20 protein-coding genes are annotated in these 22070 nt (G+C 62.6%); 8 read left to right on the forward strand and 12 right to left on the reverse strand.

Annotated features, from left to right (window positions below):
• Positions 1–15 precede the first annotated feature (15 nt).
• On the reverse strand, positions 16–717 hold the full coding sequence (msrA, locus tag M2427_RS01420) for a peptide-methionine (S)-S-oxide reductase MsrA (protein ID WP_280704274.1): 702 nt from the start codon (positions 715–717) through the stop codon (positions 16–18).
• Positions 718–988: 271 nt separating this feature from the next.
• Between msrA and M2427_RS01425 the strand changes: the two genes are divergently transcribed.
• Positions 989–2674 carry a caspase family protein gene (locus tag M2427_RS01425; protein WP_280704275.1) on the forward strand — a complete coding sequence of 562 codons (1686 nt, stop codon included), beginning with the start codon at positions 989–991 and terminating at the stop codon, positions 2672–2674.
• Between the two features lie 90 nt (positions 2675–2764).
• On the forward strand, positions 2765–4453 hold the full coding sequence (locus M2427_RS01430) for a caspase family protein (protein ID WP_280704277.1): 1689 nt from the start codon (positions 2765–2767) through the stop codon (positions 4451–4453).
• Positions 4454–4688: 235 nt separating this feature from the next.
• Here the strand turns inward: M2427_RS01430 and M2427_RS01435 are convergent, their stop codons facing one another.
• The 6 genes from M2427_RS01435 to napE form a co-directional block, all read right to left on the reverse strand.
• A complete protein-coding gene (locus tag M2427_RS01435) occupies positions 4689–5804 on the reverse strand; it encodes an ATP-dependent RecD-like DNA helicase (RefSeq protein ID WP_280704278.1) in 1116 nt (371 codons plus the stop codon).
• Between the two features lie 100 nt (positions 5805–5904).
• Complete coding sequence (locus tag M2427_RS01440; RefSeq protein WP_280704280.1) at positions 5905–6546, reverse strand: NapC/NirT family cytochrome c; 642 nt, start codon at positions 6544–6546, stop codon at positions 5905–5907.
• Positions 6543–7013: a nitrate reductase cytochrome c-type subunit gene (locus tag M2427_RS01445; protein ID WP_280704281.1), complete on the reverse strand. Its 471-nt coding sequence runs from the start codon at positions 7011–7013 to the stop codon at positions 6543–6545. The genes M2427_RS01440 and M2427_RS01445 overlap by 4 nt, the downstream gene beginning before the upstream one ends.
• 5 nt (positions 7014–7018) lie before the next feature.
• A complete protein-coding gene (gene napA, locus M2427_RS01450; protein ID WP_280704283.1) occupies positions 7019–9523 on the reverse strand; it encodes a nitrate reductase catalytic subunit NapA in 2505 nt (834 codons plus the stop codon).
• Between the two features lie 17 nt (positions 9524–9540).
• On the reverse strand, positions 9541–9852 hold the full coding sequence (locus M2427_RS01455) for a chaperone NapD (RefSeq protein WP_280704284.1): 312 nt from the start codon (positions 9850–9852) through the stop codon (positions 9541–9543).
• 28 nt (positions 9853–9880) lie between these two features.
• A complete protein-coding gene (napE, locus tag M2427_RS01460) occupies positions 9881–10066 on the reverse strand; it encodes a periplasmic nitrate reductase, NapE protein (RefSeq protein ID WP_280704285.1) in 186 nt (61 codons plus the stop codon).
• Positions 10067–10273: 207 nt separating this feature from the next.
• Between napE and M2427_RS01465 the strand changes: the two genes are divergently transcribed.
• The 4 genes from M2427_RS01465 (at position 10274) to M2427_RS01480 (ending at position 15063) form a co-directional block, all read left to right on the forward strand.
• Positions 10274–11383: a helix-turn-helix domain-containing protein gene (locus M2427_RS01465; protein WP_280704286.1), complete on the forward strand. Its 1110-nt coding sequence runs from the start codon at positions 10274–10276 to the stop codon at positions 11381–11383.
• An 87-nt stretch (positions 11384–11470) separates the two neighbouring features.
• Positions 11471–12709 carry an acyltransferase family protein gene (locus tag M2427_RS01470; RefSeq protein ID WP_280704288.1) on the forward strand — a complete coding sequence of 413 codons (1239 nt, stop codon included), beginning with the start codon at positions 11471–11473 and terminating at the stop codon, positions 12707–12709.
• Positions 12710–12766: 57 nt separating this feature from the next.
• Complete coding sequence (locus M2427_RS01475) at positions 12767–13972, forward strand: LLM class flavin-dependent oxidoreductase (protein ID WP_280704290.1); 1206 nt, start codon at positions 12767–12769, stop codon at positions 13970–13972.
• 107 nt (positions 13973–14079) lie between these two features.
• Positions 14080–15063: an ABC transporter substrate-binding protein gene (locus M2427_RS01480; protein WP_280704291.1), complete on the forward strand. Its 984-nt coding sequence runs from the start codon at positions 14080–14082 to the stop codon at positions 15061–15063.
• Positions 15064–15139: 76 nt separating this feature from the next.
• On the opposite strand, the gene M2427_RS01485 is transcribed toward M2427_RS01480, so the two are convergent.
• The 3 genes from M2427_RS01485 to M2427_RS01495 form a co-directional block, all read right to left on the reverse strand.
• Positions 15140–16267, reverse strand: a complete 1128-nt coding sequence (locus M2427_RS01485) for an acyltransferase (RefSeq protein ID WP_280704292.1) — start codon at positions 16265–16267, stop codon at positions 15140–15142.
• Entirely contained in the window at positions 16252–16926 is a 675-nt protein-coding gene (locus M2427_RS01490; RefSeq protein WP_280704293.1) for an SGNH/GDSL hydrolase family protein, read from the reverse strand. The genes M2427_RS01485 and M2427_RS01490 overlap by 16 nt, the downstream gene beginning before the upstream one ends.
• 153 nt (positions 16927–17079) lie before the next feature.
• Positions 17080–18627: a hypothetical protein gene (locus M2427_RS01495; RefSeq protein WP_348521904.1), complete on the reverse strand. Its 1548-nt coding sequence runs from the start codon at positions 18625–18627 to the stop codon at positions 17080–17082.
• A 586-nt stretch (positions 18628–19213) separates the two neighbouring features.
• Between M2427_RS01495 and M2427_RS01500 the strand changes: the two genes are divergently transcribed.
• Positions 19214–19999: a transglycosylase SLT domain-containing protein gene (locus M2427_RS01500; protein WP_280704295.1), complete on the forward strand. Its 786-nt coding sequence runs from the start codon at positions 19214–19216 to the stop codon at positions 19997–19999.
• A gap of 47 nt (positions 20000–20046) precedes the next feature.
• Here M2427_RS01500 and M2427_RS01505 read toward each other — a convergent pair whose 3' ends face one another.
• The gene (locus M2427_RS01505; protein WP_280704297.1) at positions 20047–20442 is read right to left on the reverse strand and encodes a hypothetical protein; all 396 of its coding nucleotides are present in this window, start codon (positions 20440–20442) and stop codon (positions 20047–20049) included.
• A gap of 215 nt (positions 20443–20657) precedes the next feature.
• Here M2427_RS01505 and M2427_RS01510 point away from each other — a divergent pair, with 215 nt between their 5' ends.
• Positions 20658–21464: a L,D-transpeptidase gene (locus M2427_RS01510; RefSeq protein WP_280704298.1), complete on the forward strand. Its 807-nt coding sequence runs from the start codon at positions 20658–20660 to the stop codon at positions 21462–21464.
• A 179-nt stretch (positions 21465–21643) separates the two neighbouring features.
• Here the strand turns inward: M2427_RS01510 and M2427_RS01515 are convergent, their stop codons facing one another.
• Positions 21644–22042, reverse strand: coding sequence for a hypothetical protein (locus M2427_RS01515; protein WP_280704299.1), 399 nt, complete (start codon positions 22040–22042; stop codon positions 21644–21646).
• Positions 22043–22070: the final 28 nt, after the last annotated feature.

Consider the following 22070-nt stretch of genomic DNA (forward strand, 5'->3'; position numbering starts at 1 on the left):
TCTGAGATCTCGCGATCAATTGGTGGCCTTGCTGGCGCTGACCAGCGTCGGCTTCTCGATGTAGTTATCCGCGAACAGCTTTTTCAGGTTCTCGACCTTGGGGATGTCGTTATAGGCGATGTAAGGCTGGTTCGGGTGCAGCGTCAGATAGTCCTGGTGATAGGCCTCCGCCGGATAGAACGCCTCCAGCGCGCTGATCTTGGTCACAATCGGCTTGCTGAACACCTTGGCGGAGTTGAGCTGGGTGATATAGGCCTCCGCGACCTTCTTCTGCTCGTCGGAGGTGGTGAAGATGGCCGAGCGATATTGCGTGCCGGTGTCGGGGCCCTGGCGGTCGAACTGGGTCGGGTCGTGCGCCACCGAGAAGTAGATCTGCAGGATCTTGCCGTAGGAGATCTTCTTCGGATCGAACTTGATCTCGACCGACTCGGCGTGGCCGGTCCGGCCGGTCGAGACGGTCTGGTAGTCAGCGGTCGCCTTGGTACCGCCGGCATAGCCGGAGACCGCGTTGACAACACCGGCAGTGTGCTGGAACACGCCCTGCACACCCCAGAAGCAGCCGCCGGCGATCACCGCGGTCTGGATGCCGCTCGCGGGTGCTGCGTCCATCGCGGGGGCGGGGATCACGACGGCGTCTTCGGCGGCCCGGGTCGGTGCGGCAAAGCCGAGCGACAGGGCAGCGGTGGCGGCGAGCAGGGACAGGACGGAGCGGCGCATGGCGGATCCTCTTTCGGAAGGCCTGACAGTTTAGGGCGGTTGAGGGCGGGCGAACAGCCTGCCCGGCATTTTCAGACACCACAGATACGGGCCGGCCGGGCGATTGTTACGGCCAGGCAGACACGAGTCTGTGAAATTGGGAGGGCATATGGATTCCGGTTGGCGCGGCCGGGGAAATCCGGCTTGAATGAACCCGCTAATGAACCCCCTAATGAACCCTTGGGTCCGAGCATCGACTTACGAATTGTGGCGCTGGAGCTTCCCTTTCAACATGTGGCGTGGCCTCGTCCTGACCGTTCTCGTCGTGTCGTCATATGCGACGACCGCGGCTGCTGACCCCCAGCTTGGCGACGACCTCGCGACCTGCCAAGACCGGCAGGCGAACAACCAGGCGCGGTTACAGGCTTGCAGCAGCCTGCTCGACGCCAACAGGATCACCGGCAAGGACAAGGCCGTCGCGCTGCTCGTGCGGGGCTTCGCGGAGCTGAACAAGAATGATTTCGACCACGCCTTCGCCGATTTTTCCGCGGCGCGCGAGGCCGATCCCGACAATGTCGGCGCCATCGACGGCCAGGCCCAGGTCTATTGGCGCAAGGGCCAGGACGATCTTGCGATGGCCGCCTACGATCTCGCGCTCCAGAAGCGGCCCAATTACGGGGGCGCCTATAACGACCGCGGCTTGATCTATATTCGCAAGGGCGCCTGGCAAAGCGCGCTGGACGATTACAACGCGACGGTCAAATACGCGCCGAAACTCCTGGTCGGCTGGACCAACCGCGCCCGTGTGCGCACGATGATGAAGGACTATAATGGCGCGCTCGCGGATTTCGCCGAGGCAGCCAAGATCGACCCCAACGCCTTGCAGATCCCCAGCCATCGTTGCGTGACGTTCACAGCGATGGGGCGCTTCGACGAGGCGCTCGCCGATTGCAACGCCGTTCTGGAAAAGCAGCCGAAGAACCAGTTCGTCCTTGCCAATCGCGGCGACGCCTATCTCGCCAAGGGCGATCTGGATGCCGCGCTCAACGATTTCAACGCCATCCTCCAGCTGAACCCGAACAAAGTCCGCGCCCATGCCGGCCGCGGCCAGGTGTTCGAGCGCAAGCAGGACCTGGCCCAGGCGCGCGCCGACTACCGCTCGGTCGCCGTTGCGCTCACGCCGTTCGATGAAATCGACGCCTCGATGGCGCGCGCCAGCGCCAAGTCCCGCCTTGCTGCGCTCGAGCCGAAATCGCCTGTCGTCACCGGGACGCTGCGCCGCGTAGCGCTGGTGGTCGGCAACGGTGCCTACCGCAACGTTCACGCGCTCAACAATCCGCCACGCGATTCCAGGCTGATCGCGGACGTGCTTCGCGGAGTCGGCTTCCAGACGGTGATGTTGTCGAACGATCTGAGCCGGGACCAGTTCTTCGCGGCGTTGCATGCCTTTGCCGCGGAAGCGGAGAAGGCGGATTGGGCCGTCGTCTACTATGCCGGTCATGGCTTTGAGATCGGTGGCGTGAACTACCTCGTGCCTGTTGATGCCAGGCTCGCGGTCGACAAGGACGCCGAGAAGGAAGCCGTGGCGCTCGAGCAGGTCGTCGCCGCAGTGGGAGGCGCGCGCAGGCTGCGCCTGGTGATCCTGGACGCCTGCCGTGACAATCCCTTCAAGCCGACCATGCAGCAGACGCTGTCGCTCAAGCTGGTCGACAAGGGCTTTTCGAACATCGAGCCCGGCATCGGCTTCATGGTGGTCTACGCCGCCAAGCACGGCGAGACCGCGATGGACGGCGATGGCGCCGACAGCCCGTTCGCGCTCGCGCTCGCCCACGAGGTGCAGCAGCCCAATATCGAGATTCGAAAACTGTTCGACATCGTCAGGGACAACGTCTGGTCCGCGACCAGGCATTTGCAGCAGCCCTTCACCTACGGCTCCCCACCCGGCAGCGAGGACTTTTACTTCGTGGCGGGGAAGTGACGAGAACGCAGGGCTGTGTTAGCTGCGTGCTTTTGCTGAGGCCGGACGGTCGATGATCGATCCGGGGGAATGTGGTAGGGGTTTGACAACATGCTGCGCATCGCTTGCCTGACCTTGGTCGTACTCCTCTCGGGCGGCGCGGTCGCCGCGGCCGAGCCCCAGCTCGGCGACGATCTCGCGACTTGCCGCGACCGTCAGGCCGAGACCCAGGCGCGGACGACGGCCTGCGAGAATCTGCTCAACGCCGGCCGCGTCACCGGCAAGGACAAGTCGCTCGCGCTCGTCATTCGCGCCCAGGCGCTGATGACCAAGCGCGATTATGACAATGCGATCGAGGTGCTGAACTCCGCCGTCGAGGCCGATCCCGACAATGTCGGTGCCATCAACGTTCGCGGTCTGGCCCATGAACGCAAGGGCGAGGACGATCTGGCGATGGCCGACTACAACCTCGCCATCCAGAAGCGTTCGAATTTCGGCTTCGCCTACAATAATCGCGGGACGATTCAGTTGCGCCGGGGCGCACTGCAAAGCGCGCTCGACGATTTCAGCGTGTCGATCAAATACACGCCCAAATTCCTGCTCGGCTGGACCAATCGCGCTCGCGTGCGCACGATGTTGAAGGACTATGACGGCGCGATCGCCGATTTCGCGGAGGCCGAGAAGATCGATCCGACCGCGCAACAGGTCATCGGCAACCGCTGCATCACCTACGGCCTGATGGGCAAGTTCGACCAGGCCTTGGTCGATTGCAACGCTCTGGTCGAGAAACAGCCCAAGAACTCATTCGCGCTCAACAATCGCGCCGACGTCTACATGATGAAGGGCGATGTCGATGCTGCGCTGAAGGACTACAATACGGTTATCCAGCTCTACCCGAACAGTATCCGCGGCCATGCCGGCCGCGGCCAGGTGTACGAGCGCAAGCACGACCTCGCCCAGGCTCGCGCTGATTACCGTTCGGCGGCCTATTCGCTCACGAAGTTCGACGAAGTTGATGTCGTGCGCGCGCGCACCATTGCGCAGGAGCGGCTTGCCGCGCTGACGCCGCAAACGCCGGGCGGCGCGCCCACCGGGCGGCGTGTCGCGCTGGTGATCGGCAATGGTGCCTACAAGAACGTCCACGCGCTGCCCAATCCGCCGCGCGATGCGAAGCTGATCGCGGGCGTGCTGCACGATGTCGGTTTCCAGACCGTCATCTCGGTCAGCGATCTGACCCGCGACAAGTTCTTCGACGCGCTGAAGTCGTTTGCGGACGAAGCGGAGAAGGCCGATTGGGCGGTGGTCTATTACGCCGGCCATGGTTTCGAAATTGGCGGAGTGAACTATCTCGTTCCTGTCGACGCCAAGCTCGCTGTCGACAAGGACGCCGAGACGCAAGCCGTAGCGCTCGAGCAGGTGATCGCCGCGGTGGGCGCTGCGAGCAAAGTGCGCCTGGTGATCCTGGATGCCTGCCGCGACAACCCGTTTGCGCCGACCATGCAGCACACGCTGTCGCTGAAGCTGGTCGACAAGGGCTTTTCCAACATCGAGCCCGGTGCCGGCTTCATGGTGGTCTACGCCGCCAAGCACGGCGAGACCGCGATCGACGGCGACAACGGCGCCGACAGCCCGTTCTCCACAGCGCTCTCCCGCGAGATCAAGGTGCCGAAGGTCGAGATCCGGAAACTGTTCGACATCGTCCGCGACGACGTCTGGTCGGCGACCCAGCACGTGCAGCAGCCGTTCACCTACGGCTCGCCGCCGGGACGCGAGGATTTTTACTTCGTGGCGGGGAAGTGAGGGGAGCACGCGGTGCGTGATGTTGGCGCCTCACATTCAGTGTCGTCCCGGCCTAGCGCGCAATTGCGCGCGGGGGGCCGGGACCCATAACCCCAGGGAGAAGTTGTGGCGCGAGCTGGCAACTCCGAGTCTTCGCAAGACTATTGCTGCGGCGTATGGGTCCCGGGTCTGCGCTTCGCTTGTCCGGGACGACGAGCGGTGGTTGAGGCCGCGGCGTCGCCAGAGCAGCTGCGCTCTAAACCACGATACTCAACCGCTTCGCCGCCCGCGTAATCCCCGTGTACAGCCACCTTGCGCGGCTCTCCCCGAACGCAAAGCTCTCGTCGAACAGCACGACGTCGTCCCATTGCGAGCCCTGCGACTTGTGCACGGTCAGCACGTAGCCATAGTCGAACTCGTCATAGGGCTTGCGCTGCTCCCAGGCGATCTGCTCGACGCCGCCTTCGAAGCAGTCGGCGCGTACCGAGACTTTTGTGACCTTGTGGCCAAACTCTTCATCCGGTGACAGCCGCATCGAGAGGATGCGTGATTTCGAGCGTGACGTGTTGCGCGATTTGACGCGCCACAGGCCGCCGTTGAACAGGCCCTTCTTGCGGTTGTTGCGCAGGCACACCAGCTTGTCGCCGGCGACCGGGAAGACGTCCTCGATATTCTGGCGCTGCCGCACCCGCATGTTGTAGGCGCGGCGCGTGTTGTTGCGGCCGACCAGAACCTGGTCGGCGCCCATGACGCGATCGGGATCGAGCTCTTTCCGCGACACCACCTCGCTCTCGCCGTAGCGGCCGATGTCGAGCTCGCGGCCCTCGCGCACGTCCATCGACATCCGCACGATCGGATCGTCCTGGGCCTGGCGATGCACCTCGGTCAGCATCGCGTCCGGCTCGGTGTTGGTGAAGAAGCCGCCGCCCTGAATCGGCGGCAGCTGCGCGGGGTCGCCGAGCACCAGCAGCGGGCACTCGAACGACATCAAATCTCGGCCCAATTCAGCGTCGACCATCGAGCACTCGTCGATCACGATCAGTTTTGCTTTTGATGCCGGCGCGTCGTCCCAGAGTTCAAAACTCGGCTGCTCCTCGCCGGATTCGCGGGCGCGGTAGATCAGCGAGTGGATGGTGGAGGCGTCGTCGCAACCCTTGTTGCGCATGACCAGCGCCGCCTTGCCGGTGAAAGCGGCAAACTTCACCTCGCCATCGACGCCCTCGGCGATGTGCCGCGCCAGCGTGGTCTTGCCGGTGCCGGCGAAGCCGAACAGGCGAAACACCGGCGGCGTGCCGTTGCGGCCCGGTTTTGCCTTGAGCCAATCGCCGACGGCCTTGAGCGCGGCATCCTGATGCGGGGTGAAAGTGGCCATATCTGTCTTGAGAAGGGGCGAAACGAAGCGATTCGCCATCCCTCAAAACTAACCATTCGTGCTGCCCGTTCAAGCGGGGCAAATCCGGTTGCCCGTGACCTTACTGCCACCCCGGAACGCCGCGCATATCAGGCAGATGATGGGCGATGCCCTTGTGGCAGTCGATGCAGGTCTTCTCGCCGGTGAACAGGAAGCGCTGGTGCGCCACCGAGGCCCGCGGCGACTGCTTGGTGATGTCCATGGAATCGGCGCTGTGGCAGTTGCGGCATTCCAGGGAATCATTGGCCTTGAAGCGCGCCCATTCATGGGCGGCGAGCTCAAGCCGGTGATCCAGGAACTTCTCGCGGGTGTTGATCGTGCCGAAGATCTTGCCCCAGACTTCCTTGGAGGCCTGCATCTTGCGGGCGATCTTGTCGGTCCAGTTGTGCGGCACGTGGCAGTCAGGGCAGGTGGCGCGGACGCCGGAGCGGTTGCTGAAGTGGATGGTCGACTTCAGCTCCGCGAACACGTTGTCCTTCATCTCGTGGCAGCCGGTGCAGAATTTTTCGGTGTTGGTCAATTCCAGCGCAGTGTTGAAGCCGCCCCAGAAGATCACGCCGGCGGCAAAGCCGGCCAGCACCAGCGTGCCGAGCGCGAACACCGTGCTCGGCCGTGACAGCACACCCCACAGCTCGAGCGCGAAATCCCGGCACCGCAGGATGAAGCCGCGCTTGGCTTCTGGCTCCTCTGTGGTCGTCGTCATCGCTTGCCACCGGGGCTTGCACGCGAGAGCAGCGTGTCGATGTCGATGAAGTCGTTGCTGACGGGTGGGCCAACGACGTTCTGCGGCACGTGGCACTCCGTGCAGAAGAAGCGCCGGGGCGAGACCGAGGCCAGGAACTGGCCGTCACGGTCCATGAAGTGGGTGATCGAGACCATCGGCGCCTGCGACTCCGCCGTGCGCGCCCGTGCATGGCACGTGAGGCACTTGTTGCCGTTGAGGTCGATCTGGTAGCCGTCGATCGAGTGCGGGATGACAGGCGGCTGTTCCGGATAGTTGCGCGGCTCCTTCTCCGCGGTATTGCGCATCGGGGTCATCGGCGCGGCCGGACCTTCCTCGTTGAGCGGGCTCACGCCACGCAGCGGGGAATTGAGCGTCTGCGCGGTGAGCGCGCCCGTGCCCGCGGCGATCGCGAGCGCCAGCATGGCAATGCCAAATCGCTTCATCATGGCGGTCACGCCTTCTCGATGCGCACGGCGCATTTCTTGTAGTCGGTTTGCAGCGAGATCGGATCGGTGGCGTCCAGCGTCACCTTGTTGATCAGCTTGGACTCGTCGAACCACGGCACGAACACCAGGCCTTTCGGCGGCCGGTCGCGGCCGCGCGTCTCGACGCGCGCGCGAATATAGCCGCGGCGTGAGACGACCTTCACCTCATCGCCGCGGCGCAGCTTTGCCTCCTGCGCGTCGTCAGGATGCATGAAGCACACGGCCTCGGGAAACGCCTTGTAGAGCTCGGGCACGCGGCGCGTCATCGTGCCGGAATGCCAATGCTCCAGCACGCGGCCGGTCGAGAGCCAGAACGGATAGTCATTGTCGGGCGATTCCGCCGGCGGCTCGTAGGGCAGGGCGAAGATGCGCGCCTTGCCGTCAGGGTAGCCGTAAAACTGCACGTCCGTGCCCTGCTTGACGTAGGGATCGCTGCCCTCGCGGAAGCGCCACTTCGTTTCCTGACCGTTGACGACAGGCCAGCGCAGCCCGCGCTCGCGGTGATAGGTGTCGAACGGCGCGAGGTCGTGGCCGTGGCCGCGGCCGAACGAGGCGTATTCCTCGAACAAGCCCTTGTGCACGTAGAAACCGAAAGCCCTGGACTCGTCGTTGAGATAGCCCGCCTCGATGTCGGTCACAGGGAACTTGTCGACCTGGCCATTCCTGTAGAGCACGTCGAACAGCGTCTTGCCGCGCACTTCCGGCTTCTTGGCGATCAGCTCCTCAGGCCACACTTCCTCGATCTTGAAGCGCTTGGAGAATTCCATCAGCTGCCACAGATCGGACTTGGCCTCGCCCGGCGCCTGGACGAGCTGGTGCCAGAATTGCGTGCGTCGCTCGGCATTGCCATAGGCGCCTTCCTTCTCCACCCACATCGCCGTTGGCAGGATCAGATCGGCGGCGAGCGCCGTCACCGACGGGTAGGCATCCGAGACCACGATGAAATTGTCGGGATTGCGGAAGCCCGGATAGGTCTCCTCGTTGGCGTTGGGGCCGGCCTGGAGGTTGTTGTTGACCTGCACCCAATAGGCGTTGATCAGGCCGTCCTTCAGCATCCGGCTTTGCAGCACGGCATGGGCGCCGTTCTTGTCGGGAATGGTGCCTTCCGGCAGCAGCCAGAGATGCTCGGCCTTGTCGCGATGCTCCTTGTTGGTCACGACCATGTCGGCGGGCAGGCGGTGCGAGAAGGTGCCGACCTCGCGCGCAGTGCCGCAGGCCGAAGGCTGGCCGGTCAGCGAGAACGGGCTGTTGCCGGGCGCGGCGATTTTCCCCGTGAGCAGATGGATGTTGTAGACGAGGTTGTTGCACCAGACGCCGCGGGTGTGCTGGTTGAAGCCCATGGTCCAGAACGAGACCACTTTCGTCTTCGGATCCGCATAGAGCTCGGCGAGCGCTTCCAGCCGGTTCAGCGGCACGCCCGACATCTGCGCCGCCTTCTCCAGCGTGTAGTCCGAGACGAACTTGACGTAGTCGTCGTAAGTCATGTCGGTGGAGTCGTTGGCCTTCGCCGCACCCGTTGCCTTTTTCTGGAGCGGATGCTCGGGCCGCAGGCCGTAGCCGATATCGGTCTGTCCGCGTCGGAAGATGGTATGCGCGTTGACAAAGTCCTTGTTGACGCGTCCGGTCTTGATGATGTGGTTGGCGATGGCGTTGAGGATGTAGAGGTCGGTCTGCGGCTTGAACACCATGCCGATGTCGGCGAGATCGAACGAGCGGTGTTCGAAGGTCGAGAGCACGGCGACACGGACATGCGGCGCGGAGAGCCGGCGGTCGGCAAGGCGTGTCCACAGAATCGGATGCATCTCCGCCATGTTGGAGCCCCACAGCACGAAGGCATCGGTGGCCTCGATGTCGTCGTAGCATCCGGCCGGCTCGTCGATGCCGAAGGTGCGCATCATGCCGGCGACGGCCGAGGCCATGCAGTGGCGCGCATTGGGATCGATGTTGTTGGTGCGAAAGCCGGCCTTGTAGAGCTTCGAGGCAGCGTAACCTTCCCAGATCGTCCATTGCCCCGAGCCGAACATGGCAAGCCCGTTCGGCCCGCGCTTCTTCAGCGTTTCCTTCCACTTCAGCTCCATGATGTCGAAGGCTTCGGTCCAGGTGACAGGCGTGAACTCGCCGTTCTTGTCGTATTTGCCGTTGGTCTTGCGCAGCATCGGCTGCGTCAGGCGGTCATGGCCGTACATGATCTTGGAGAGGAAATAGCCCTTGACGCAGTTGAGGCCGCGATTGACCTCGGCCTTGATGTCGCCATGGGTGGCGACGACCCGGTTGTCCTTGGTCGCGACCATCACCGAGCAGCCGGTGCCGCAGAAGCGGCAGGCGGCCTTGTCCCATTTCAGTTCGGATGAGTCGCGCTCAGCGACGAGATTGGCGGCGAGCGAAGGTGCCGGCATGCCTGCAGCGGCAGCCGCGATGGCGGCGGCTTCCAACTTCAGCATCTGGCGGCGGTCGAGCGTTGGCGATGTCATGATGGCTCTCCCGGCCTTCAGGTTTCGATGGCGTGAAAGACGAGCGCCGCGGAATAGACGTCGCGCAGCGACTGGATGGTGTTGAGCATCGTGCCGAGACTGCCGGCATCAGGCGCTTCGGTGACGACGACGAGCTTTCCTCTGACATCGCGGCCATGGATCTCGCAGCCGGGAAGCGCTGCGATCTCCGCTTCCAGCGCGGCGAGGCGCTCGGGCCGCGCTTGCACGACGATGCTGGCGATCTCGTAGCCGGGCGGCGAGATGACGCGGTCGGCGCTGAGCACCCGGCCCGTGATCAATGCGCGGCGGTTGAGTGTGGCGTGAGCCATGATGCCTGTCTTTCGGTTGTCGAGGGAATCAATGCGGGGAGGTTGGCGGGCCGGGTGGGCCGGCGAACATCTGGTAGATCCAGACGCTCAAGCCGAAAGAGCCGACCGTTCCGACCGCGAGGACGGGCATCACGACCGCGGTCAGGAACAGAAAAGCGAAAATCTCCATGCGCTTGCGGCGCACGCGCGATGTCGCGTCGTCAGGGGCCGACATATTCGGTCTCATTGAAATGTGGGAATTGGGACGGCATCCGGGCCGTTGCCTTGTGCCGATTTAGCTGCAACAGGCCGGCTGAGGCGTTGATCTGGATCAATCCATCAAGTTGCGAAGGGTGTTGCCGCCGCCGCGAGCTCAATTTTGGATTGTGCACGCGCGAAGGCGATGCGAGAGTTGGTTCCCTGAGGGAGACGAGAACGTGTGATGGGGCTGACGGCCATCGATCTCGGGCTTCGCGGCGCAACGAGCGGCGTGTTCCTGTTGATCATTCTCGTGGCGCTGATGCGTGGTGCCTCCAGCCAGCAGGCTTGGCTGGGTATGGCCATGTCTGCCGGGGGCGTGTTCTACGCGATCGCGACCGCGCCGTTCTTTCCCAAATCGTCATGGTGGTGGGTGTTGCCGATGCTGTCCGGCCAGCCCGCCCTGTTCTGGCTGTGGGCACGTGCGGCGTTTGACGACGATTTCGTGCTGCGGCGATGGCACGGCGCTCTGTGGTTGGGCCTCGTTGCCTTCGGCTTCGCGCTCACGCTGGGTTGGGCCTACTCGCCTGCTTTGGCCGGAGCCGGCGGTCGAGGCCTGGCGTTGGTCAATCTGGCACTGGCCGTCGCGGCCGCGGTCCAGACAGTGAAGACCTGGCGTGCCGATCTGGTGGCGCGGCGCCGCCGGCTGCGGCTTGCGATACTCGCCATTAATGTCGGGCTCATCGCGGCCCTCGCCGGTGCCGGCTTCGCCGCCATTCCCGTCGCGGTCCCAGGCGCGCCCGCCAGCCTCCCGGTCGCATTCGGCCTGTTTGTGGTGGCGATGCTCGTCGGCCTCGGGTCTTTCGCGATTCAGCCGGCGGTGCCCGCCGCCGACGCTACGGCGGCCATCGCATCGGGTGATGCCCGCGGGCCCGATCGTGCTCCGACGGCTCGGGTGGTGGTTGACCCGATCTTATTGCGGCGCCTCGACCATCTCATGACCGTGGAGCGAACCTACCGTCAGGAAGGTCTTGCGATCGGGGCGCTGGCGGCGCGGCTGGAGGTTCCCGAGCATCGGCTCCGCCAAGCCATCAACGAGGGGCTCGGCTATCGGAACTTCAATGCGTTCCTGAACCACTATCGCATCGCGGATGCCAGACTGGCGCTTTCAGATGCGACGCAACGGGAGGTCCCGGTGCTGACCATCGCCATGGATGCCGGCTTCCAGTCGCTCGGGCCTTTCAATCGCGCCTTCAAGGCGGAAACCGGCGTCACCCCGACCGAATTCAGGCGCGAGGCGCTGAGCCGGCAGGATCAGGCTGACATCAGCGAGCCACGTCGAGAAATCGGCTAGCCGATTTCTGGATCGGGCGAGAGCGACCGGCCCCGATGGGGCAGACTGTGCGGCAGAAGATCCCGTCCAGCCAACGAGAGCTTGTTCATGCCCCATTCGAGCGCTGTCACCTCCGCCTCCGAACGGCTCCACGCGCTCGACGCTGTCAGGGGCATCGCGCTGCTGCTCGGCATCGTCCTGCACGCGGCGATGTCCTTTGTGTGGGTCTCGCCCCGGTTCTGGATCATCCAGGACACCCATCCAAGCCTCATCCTGAGCCTGCTGTCCTTCACCATCCATGTCTTCCGAATGACGACCTTCTTCCTGATGGCCGGTTTCTTCGCCCGCATGAGCTTTCATCGCCGTGGCGCCGGGGGCTTCGTCAGGGACCGGTTGCAGCGGATCGCTCTGCCGCTCGTGATCGGCTGGCCGCTCGTGTACGTGCCCATCGCTCTTGTGGTCATCTGGGCGGCGAGCTTTCCGAATGGCGGTCCGCTCCAAGAGGCGTCCGGCTGGATGCCGGCACTGCCGAATTTCCGCCTGACCCATCTCTGGTTTCTCTACGTTCTGCTGGAGCTCTATGTCGCGGCGTTGCTGCTGCGCGGCGCGATCATCTGGCTCGATGCGTCAGGCAGGCTGCGAGCGATCGTCGACCGCCTGTTTGCGAGTATCATGCGCAACCCGCTGGCGCCTCTTGTTCTGGCGATCCCGATCGGCATCGCCTTTTGCCTCGACCAACGCTGGGTCAACGTGATGGGCGTGCGGACACCGGATCAATCGCTCATCACCAACGCGCAGGCCTGGATCTGTTTCGGCACGGCCTTCGGCGTCGGCTGGCTGTTGCATCGGCAGATCGATCTGCTGCGGATCCTCGAGCGGCGCTGGCTGCCGCATCTGCTGCTGGCGCTGGTCCTGATCTGGGTTGGCTTCGTGCTGTCAGGCGTGATGATTTCCGCGCCGGGCGCGCCGAAACTGCCGTACAGCTTCGCCACGCTCCGGCTCGCCTCCGCCATCCTGTATGCGCCGGCGATCTGGATGACGACCTTCGCGGCGCTCGGGCTTGCTCTCCGCTTCATGTCGAACTTCAGCCCGACCTTGCGCTACCTCGCCGATGCATCCTACTGGCTCTACATCATCCATTTGCCGATCGTGATGGCGCTGCAGGTTGCGCTGTCGCAGCTCGACTGGCCCGGGCTGATCAAGTTCGCCGTCATTCTCCTCATCGCGATTCCGTCGATGCTGGCGAGCTATCATCTCATGGTGCGCTTCACCTTCATTGGCGCGGTGCTGAATGGCCGCCGCGCCGAAAAGCGCGTTCTCCCGCAAGGCGGAATTGCGACTGCGTAGACAGCGCCGCCCTACGCACTAAGATGCCCGCAACAAAAAATATGCGGGAGAGGCGTCATGAAGTTCGGCATCTTCTATGAGCTGCAACTGCCGCGGCCCTGGGTGGCCGGCGACGAGCTCGCCCTTTACCAGAACGCGCTCTCGCAGATGGAACTCGCTGATCGTCTTGGCTACGACCACGCCTGGGTGGTCGAGCATCACTTCCTCGAGGAATATTCGCACTCGCCTTCGCCGGAATCCTTCCTCGCCGCCGCGAGCCAGCGCACGAGAAACATCCGTCTCGGCCACGGCATTCTCCAGCTCACGACGAACCATCCGGCGCGCGTGGCCGAGCGCGTCGCGGTGCTCGATCTGCTCTCCAATGGCCGCTGCGAATTCGGTATGGGCGAGAGTGCGTCGATCACCGAGCTGACGCCGTTCGGTCGCGACATGGAGACCAAGAAGGAGGTGTTCGAGGAGGCTGTCGCTGCGATCTTCCCGATGTTCAGGGACGCAGGCTCCGAGCATCACGGCAAGTACTTTGACATCCCCTTGCGCAACGTCGTGCCCAAACCGGTGCAGAAGCCGCATCCGCCGCTGTGGCTGGCCTGCTCGCAACTGCCGACCATCGAGCGCGCCGGCCGTTACGGCTTTGGCGCGCTCGGTTTCCAGTTCGTCAGCGCGGATGCCGCGCATGCCTGGGTGCACGCCTACTACAACGCGATGACCAAGCGTCTCGCGAAGCTTGCCGACTACGAGATCAACCCGAACATGGCGCTGGTCTCGTTCTTCATGTGCGCCAGGACGGACGAGGAAGCCCGTGCGCGCGCCGACGGCGCCACCTTTTTCCAGTTCGCGCTGCGCTTCTACGGCGCCTCGCAGAACCGCCAGCGGCCTGCGCCCTACACCGTCAACATGTGGGACGAGTACAACAAGTGGAAGCGCGACAATCCGGAGGCGCAGGAGGCGGCCTTGCGCGGCGGCCTGATCGGTTCGCCCGAGACGATCCGCAGGAAGCTGAAGCGATTCCAGTCGTCGCACATCGACCAGGTGATCCTGCTGAATCAAGCCGGCAAGAACAGCCACGAGCACATCTGCGAATCGCTCGAGCTGTTCGGCCGCGAAGTGATGCCGGAATTCCAGAACGATCCTGATCAGGCCGCCTGGAAGCAGGGCGTGATGAGCGGCGAGATCAAGCTGGAAGAGATCGACACCGAGGCCTTCACCGACCGCTACGGCAAGCTCGCGATCAATGTCGCTCCGGCGCAAGCTGCGGCGGGATAACGCTCGGTACCTGACACCGACCGCCCCCCCGCGCAAAGTTTGCGACCGCCTAGTCAAACCATCGGTCTGGCCGATAGAATGCCGCTCATTGATATCAGGGGCGAGACATGCGGCGGCGCGAGCTTCTTGGTCTTCTGGGTGGTGCGGTGGCCTTGCCTGTCGTGGCGCGGGCTCAGAAGAGCTTGCCCGTCGTGGCCGTGCTGGTGCCGGGTCCCGCGAAGAACGCCGAAAATCGCATCATAGCCATCCGCCAGGGCATGAAGGAGGCCGGCCTCACCGAGGGCATCAACTTCACGTTCGCGTCGCGCTATGCCGATGGTGATTTCGACCGGTTGCCTGCTCTCGCCCTCGAGCTTGCGGCTCTCAAGCCGCGCGTCATGATCGCTTCGGCCGCCGCGGCGCCGGTCGCGCACAAGCTCCTGCCCGACTTGCCGCTGGTTTTCACCTCCTATGCCCTCGACCCCATCAAGGCGGGATTTGCGGAAAGCTATGTCCATCCGGGTGGCCACGCCACCGGCAACGTGATGAATGCGCTGGGCGGTGAGGAGGCGCTGACGCAAAAGCGGATGAACCTGTTCAAGGAGCTGGTGCCCGATCTGAAAGCGATCGGTTTCATCGGTACGTCGTCTTCTCTTGCCACGGCCGAGTTCAACGCGTTGCACAGTGTCGCCGGCCAATTCGGCTTTGATGTCGTGCGTCATCCGCTTTCGGGACTCGACGAAATCGAGGACGCGGTTTCGGCAAGCATCCGCGATGGCGTCGGCGCCCTCTACGTGTCCGGCGAGTCGCTGCTTTACAACAACATGCCGCGCGTCCTGCCTCTGGTCATGGCGCCCAAAAAGCCGACGGTCGGCACCTATCCGGAGTGGGGCCGTGCTGGGCTCCTCATGTCCTATTCGGCCGATCTGATCGACGACTTCCGTCGCGCCGGCATCTATGCCGCCAAGATCCTCGGTGGTGCGAAGCCGGCGGATCTACCGATCGAGCAGGCCAGCAAGTTCGTGCTCGTGCTCAACCTCAAGACAGCGAAATCCCTGGGGGTCGCTCCGCCCGACCGCCTGCTGACGGTGGCCGACGAGGTGATCGAATAGCTCTGCCTTCTGCTGCAGGCGACTTCGGGTGATCAAGCTGCCGAGGTCGGCTTGTGACCTGCTTCCTGCTTCGTTCTCATCGCGAAGCGACAGATGCCCCGGCAGCGTGCGGTTGCAACAAAGCCTCGCGGATCATCCGTTGTGCCGGCGCCTCGAAATGACGGTAAGTGAAATAGGAGGTCAGCAGCGTCGTGCCGACGAAAAATCCGAAGAAGGCGTTGTCATAGATGGGGACCGGCGCCCGCATCAACGAAAAGCCCAGCATCATCGTCAACTGAATCGGGAATTGCAGCAGATAGCTTGAATAAGTCATGTTGCCGGCAGTCTCGACAACCTGCTGCAGACGGGCCGGCAAAATCACCTCCCGGGAAAGACTGTACAGCAGGACGGGGGTGCAGATCAGCATCACCAGAAGGCCTATCGATTCCAGATGGCCATCCGTGAATCCATATCCGCATAACAGGAACACGCTCGCAGCGAGCCAGCTTGCGCCTTCGACCGCCCAGGGATGAATCGTTCGCGACGTCGCGAATTGCCGCGCCATCGCCGCCAGCCCGCCCGCATAGAAGAAGGCGAAACAATCTGCGATTTGTCCGGGAATCATCAGGCTGATGGCGATGACCACCAGATTGAGCAGCCACGACCGGGTCGCCAGCAGCATCACGAAGAAAAAGAAATAGACCAGCACTTCGACCGATATCGACCAGATCGGTCCGTTGAAGCTCAGGGCTTCCTGGGTCGTGGCGTTGCCCGCCATCAACAGCTGAAGAAGAAAATGGAGGGCATCATTGTTCTGGTAAACGAAGAAGGATCCGGTGAGCTGGAAGTACACCGGCTGAAGCGCGGCTACGAACAGAAGCGTCGCGACGTGCAGCGGATAGAGCCGCGAGAAACGCAGGACGAAGAATCTCCATCCGTCGAGCAGGCGACCGGCGACCGCATCGCGATATTTCCAGAAGAAGATGAAGCCGCTGATGCACCAGAATGCCCGCACCGCATACGGGCCGCTATGGTAGAGCGGGCCGAACAGCCAGTAGAGCGGCAGCTGATCCTGAACAAGCCCCACTTCCCTGTCGCCCACGAAGGCGAATTGGCGATAGTGGAATAGCAAAATGGCAAGAGCCGTCAGGAAGCGCAGCAGCTCCAATCCAGGAAGCTTGTTCGACCGGCCAGCGGCAGCCGCCGGCTTCATGTCGGGCCGCATGAGACCGATGCTCCCTTCAAGACGGCCTCATTCCAAAGCTGATACCCGGCGTTGTTCAGGTGGACTCCGTCGATCGTGTGCGGTGTCGGCAGCGGCGGCAACGCAGCAAAGGTCGCGCCGCTGCGCGCGGCGAGTGTGGGCAGAGCGGCATTGTAGCTATCGATGAGCGGCGCGGCCTTCGTTCGCGTCTCGGCGGAAAGACGTGGCGAGGCATCGAGCGACGGGATCGCCAGCGTGATGACATGGGGCGTCGCCTTTGAAAGCGCCGCTACGAGTGAGCTGTAGTTCGCCTCGAACTGCGGCAGGTCCCGCGCGGCGCCCAACGCGTCGTTGATCCCGAGGGCGATCACGATCGCGGCGGCGGGTTTGCCGTCGAGCACATCCGTCAGCCAGCCGCCCAGATCGCTCGTCGTCGAGGCACCCTCCAGGCCGGCGTTGACGATGGCATGGCCGCAGAGCTCGCGCGGCAGGGTTGACGCTTCGACAATGCTGTCGCCCAGAACGATGATCGGATTATCGGTCCGGCTCAGCGTGTAATAGAGGATGTTTTGCCGGCTCCGACGGTGCGACTCTGCAAAAGCTTGCTTTTTGACAATGGAGATCCCGATCGAAGCAGCGCCGATGGCAAGGACCGCAAAGCCGACGAGCATCCGGTTCATGTGCGCACTCGAACATAGCCAGGGTTCAAACCGTGAAGGATAGACGGGTGAAAGTTAAGATAATCACCTGTGGCGCCGCCTGCGTCCCGCACGCAGGTCGCCTCGCAAGGCGAACGCTCGACCTGCAGCGGAAGGGTTTGGACTGTCTATTCGTCAACGTCCCGTAGCCGGCCTTGTATAGACGCTCTCATAAAGGCCGGTATGCTCCTCCTTCCAACCGCGCTTTCCTACGAGGAACTGCCTCAGTTGTTCGTGCCCCTTCAGCCACAACACGGCGTCGATATGATATTTTTCTAGCACGTCATCCCAGGTGCGCTCATCGACGTCCCAATGAACGAGGCTGAAATAGTCTCGCAATAATTCGTCGGGATAGGCGGTCGCGGCCCGCCCGTCCACGAACAGGGGGACTGACCCATGGGTGAGAAGGATCAGATATCCTCCCACGTTCCAATGATTGAGCACACGCGCATGCGCGAGATGTGTTTGCAGATATTCGGCGTCTTGCTCCGATAGCATCTCGGGCAACGCCAGGGCCGGCTGGATCTGAAGAAGCGTGAGAGGGAGCACACATGCGCCCATGATCGCCGCAGTCATCAGGGCGCGCTGAACCTGTCGCTGCTGCACTTGCTTGGGAAGAATCCAATCGAGGTGCAGAGCCACGGGGATGGTCGAGAAAATGAAGAAGAAGGACATGTATCGAAATTGATGGAGCCCGAGCGCGAGAAATACCCAGGACAGAATGCGGGCTTCGAGGCGGATCTTCGTGGATGCCCCATAGCGCAATTCGAGCGCGACAAACGCCAGAATGTAAGCCATTCCGGGAATGCTGCCCGGGATTTCGATGTTGTGGGAATAAGGCAGCCACTCGCCAATGTTTCCTTGAACAAAGTGCCCCAACGTCGCCGTGACACCCTGGTAGATGCGCCAGCCCAACGGATTGACGAAAGTCGCGGCGAAGCAGCCGATCCCCGCCAGCGCTATCGTCCTGAGCCTGTTCCAGTCGCGCCGGAGCAGCGCAGTGCCGCCGAAGACAGCTGGGATCATGAAGCCCAGCACGAATCCTCCGTGCAGGTTGACCCAGAACATCATCAGCAAGGGCAACAGCCACAGTTTTCTGGGCTGCAGACATTCTCGATAGAAAATGACGCTGAACAGCATCGTCGCGACGTTCGGAGATGCTGCCAGGTAGGTGTTGGGTGCAGCCTCGTATGCCGGATACAAAAGGGATGTCGCGAAGATCGCGATGCAAACCGCGAGCGGAGACGCCCCGGCCCCCGAGCAGGCGGACGTCAGATACAAGACGATCAGCGCGCCGCATGCGACGACCAGGCCGACGAGACCACCGTAGCCTGCGTACTCGAATATCAGGCTGGCGATAACGTCCCACAACCAGGACAGGTTGAACCACTGCTTGGCGCCGAGCGTGAACGACCAGGGGTCCTGGAACGGAACTTGCGCTTGGCTTCTGATCAGGTCACCAGCGGCCAGATGCCAGCCGAGATCGTAGTGACTGAGGATGAGGGACGCGTTGGAAATGTAGAATACGCTCAGGAGCGAGATCAGGAACGCGTAGGTGCCCAACGTTGATGACGGTGTCGCCCCTGATGGCCCAGCAAGGTTCTGGGGCATCGGGAAATTCCCAACGTTCATTCCAATACTTCCAACTCGGACTGACACCGGCGTTTTGCCGTCGGTGGTCATCCATTTCGCCAACAACTTATCCGTCGATCATCTAAGGTAGAGTGAAGATTGATTGTGCAATCGAAGTTCCACAATCAACAGGAATGGACGGATAATGCCGGGTTAAGTTTGGCGGATCAGGGAATGATCAATGCGCGGTCGGCGGGTGCTTGTGTCTCATAACGGGACACGTCCGATGAGTGGCGCGGAAGGTCTGGCCTCGTTCACCACATTTAAACCTTAAGATTTTACGAAGGAGGCTTGACCACAGGGCCGTAGGGGACATGCGAACAGCCTTCGTACAGAAGCCATCCGTGGACTTCGGGCAGTGAGGGTCTGGCAGACCAGCTGCATCGCGGGTGTCATCGCATCCGTGGGACTCTATCTGGCCGCCTCAAACAGGCCGGCCGCGACAGTCCCGGATGTCATGCTCGAAGCGGCAGCAAACATTGCGGCATCTGCGGACACAGCAGCTCCAGCGAACATGGTGACGCCTGCGAATTTGGTGACGCCTGAATTGTACGCGGAGGCATCCGCCAGACTTGCGGCAGCGCTGCGGGCAGAAAGAGCAGAGCTTGGCTCGGTGACGTCAACAGGTTCGGTGCCGTTGAGCACTGGGTCCGAAGTTGCCAACGAGCCCGCCGGGCCGAAGCTGGCGTCGTTGGGAGAGGATATCGTCCAGTCGCTGCCGGCCGCACGCGACACGTCCGACGGTGCTCCCAAAGCGGCATCGACGCCGGATCTCCGCTATCTGACCTATTACATCTGGTCCGAAGTGCCGCCCGCCGAGAAACCGGCGGAGACCGTCTTGCGTGCATTCAAGGACATCCCGGTCGGAACGCCGGCCGAAGAGATCAAGCGCGTGTCCGACGCGTTTGGTCTCGATGTCAATTTCATGATGGCGGTTGCGAAGATCGAATCCGGTTTCAACCCCAATCAACGCACCGGGTCCTATATCGGCCTGTTTCAGCTGAGCAAATATGAGTTCGGCAAGTTCGGCTCCGGGCAGATTCTCAGTCCGCGCGACAACGCCGTTGCGGCCGCCTACAAGATCATCACCGAAGGCGTCCAGTTCGGGTGGATCACGCACCGGACGCCGGACATGAGCGATCTTTACCTGATCCATCAGCAGGGCTGGGAAGGCGCCGCCGAGCACATCAGCCAGCCCGCTCGCCTCGCCTGGAAATCCATGTGCGCCACCGGCGAAGGCAAGGAGAAGGGCGAGAGGTGGTGCAGGCGCGCGATCTGGGGCAATGCGCTTCCGGCGTTCAAGCGCAGCTGGAAATCGGTGGACAATGTGACGTCGGAGGCGTTCGTCGGCATGTGGCGCGGCCGGGTCGCCGAATTCTACACGAAATATGTGGCGACCGCCGCTGCGGCGGCAAACCCGTAGTTTCCGTTGTCGATCGCCGGACGACTCCACCGGTTGAAATCCAGCATCTAAAACGTCGTTCCGTATGGGCTACTCCTCTCACAGAGATACTTTGCTTCCTTTGATCCTGACCCATCCCTGATGGTCAAAACGCCTGTTGCGCGAGACAGCGACACGACCCAGCCTGTTCTCTGGGTGTTCTCGAGATCGCTGAAAACGACCTGCTCCTCGTCACTCCGTACGGGACCAACAATGAGGTCAACCTGATATCTTTGCGTATCAGAGAAGCCGAAGCTCAGCTCATCCAGTCCTGGACGCGCGTCCTCCTTTCCTGGCGACACCGCGAGTTTGGTGCAGGAGACATAATAAGAGTGTCCCCAAGGAAATCTCTTCGTTCCCGCAAGCGCGGGAGTGACGCTCATGACCAGCAGGAGCGCCGCGATGGACCTGTCGCTTTTCAACATCGGTGCAACGCTCCCGCTCGGCCCAGCTTCCCTGCAATGCGTGTATCTACGTCAGGCATTGCCATCGCGATAGTCGGCTTCTGTCCCAAGCGTCGGCCGCCGGACGTGAGGTCGGCGTTAACCATGTTGACGGTTCGGGCCTGAGCGGAAATCGCTTCGAGGTTTCTTAAATTTTGCTGGGTACCTCTCTTGGGGAGAGTGACCCGGGGAAAGACATGGCTAAGCGGGCCAAACGTAAAAAGTCAGAGGCCCTCGCAATACCCGTGGCCGCGCGCATTGCAATTGCTGCCGCGGCGGTCGCCGTCGTGGGATATGGCTTGCTGGCTCGCACCGACACCGTTCCTCCGGCACGGAAGCCGTCCGCACACGAGGCCCAGGCATCGTCGTCTCCGGTTTACGTGGCCGCTCCGGTTCATGCAGCAGCGCCAGCGCCGGCTCCAGCTCCAGCTCCAGCTCCAGCTCCGGTTCCGGCCCCTGCGCCTCTGGTCGAACCACCGAAAGCCGCTGAAGGTCCCGGAGCATTGGTCCGGCAGGTGGTGGACTACACCAGCCACCAGGCCCCGGGCACCGTGATCATCGATACCAGGAACACATTCCTTTATCTGGTCCTGAACGACGCGCAGGCGATGCGCTATGGCATCGGTGTCGGCCGCGAAGGTTTCACCTGGTCCGGTGAGCAGACCGTGGCCCGCAAGACCGAATGGCCGGATTGGCGTCCGCCGGCGGACATGCTGGTGCGCCAGCCTTACCTGCCTCGGTTCATGGCGGGCGGTCCCACCAACCCGCTCGGCGCCCGCGCGATGTATCTCGGCGAGACCGAATATCGCATTCACGGCACCAACAAGCCCGATACGATCGGCAAACGAGTGTCGTCCGGCTGTATCCGCCTGACTAATGAGGACGTCACGGACCTCTATGATCGGGTGAAGGTCGGCGCGAAGGTCATCGTGCTGCCGAACCGGCCCCTGGCAACCAACGCGCAGCCGTCGTCTTCAGGACCGAAGCTCGCCGAGGCGCAGTAACCCGGTCCTCCGTCTCGTGCAGCATGGCGCTAAGCTGACGCGCGCGGCTTCAACGCCTCGGCCATCTTCTCCATCGCCCCTGCCGCGTCCCACCGCCGAGAATATGTCGGGTGTCAAGGGCAGGCCGGGTCTAACCTAAACCGGGCAAACCTTCGCAATTGACGCGAAGCCGACATTCGTCATTCACTGATACCGACAACTTCAAAGGATGGCTCCACTCCAGAGAGCACATCCATGCAGCCCCATCCGGTGATGAATTCGTAATGTCGAACGGGACGATGAATCTCCTTCCAGGTGTCCGACTGGCTGTCGGCGAAGGTCGAACCCTCCACGGTATATGCGAAGTGCTTTGGAACTAGTCCCTCGTTTTTCGTAGGCTGTTGCTCAGTACTGAGCGGCATTTCGTCTAAAAGGCGGACTATAGTCGCGCCGTTGAAGCGAACGCGAAGCGCCTGGCCCTCAGCGCTCGGCAGAAGGAAGTCCGCCGAGAGGCTTTCTGCCTCCCATTTAATCGCGAGAAGGTCGCTCTTATCGCAGTCAAACCTCACGCCTGCGTCGATCGGAAAATACCTAGGCACGGCTTGCTCCGGGGCAACAAGAAAGAAC

The organism is Bradyrhizobium sp. BR13661, from assembly GCF_029892425.1.
In the GTDB taxonomy this organism is placed as follows: Bacteria; Pseudomonadota; Alphaproteobacteria; order Rhizobiales; family Xanthobacteraceae; genus Bradyrhizobium.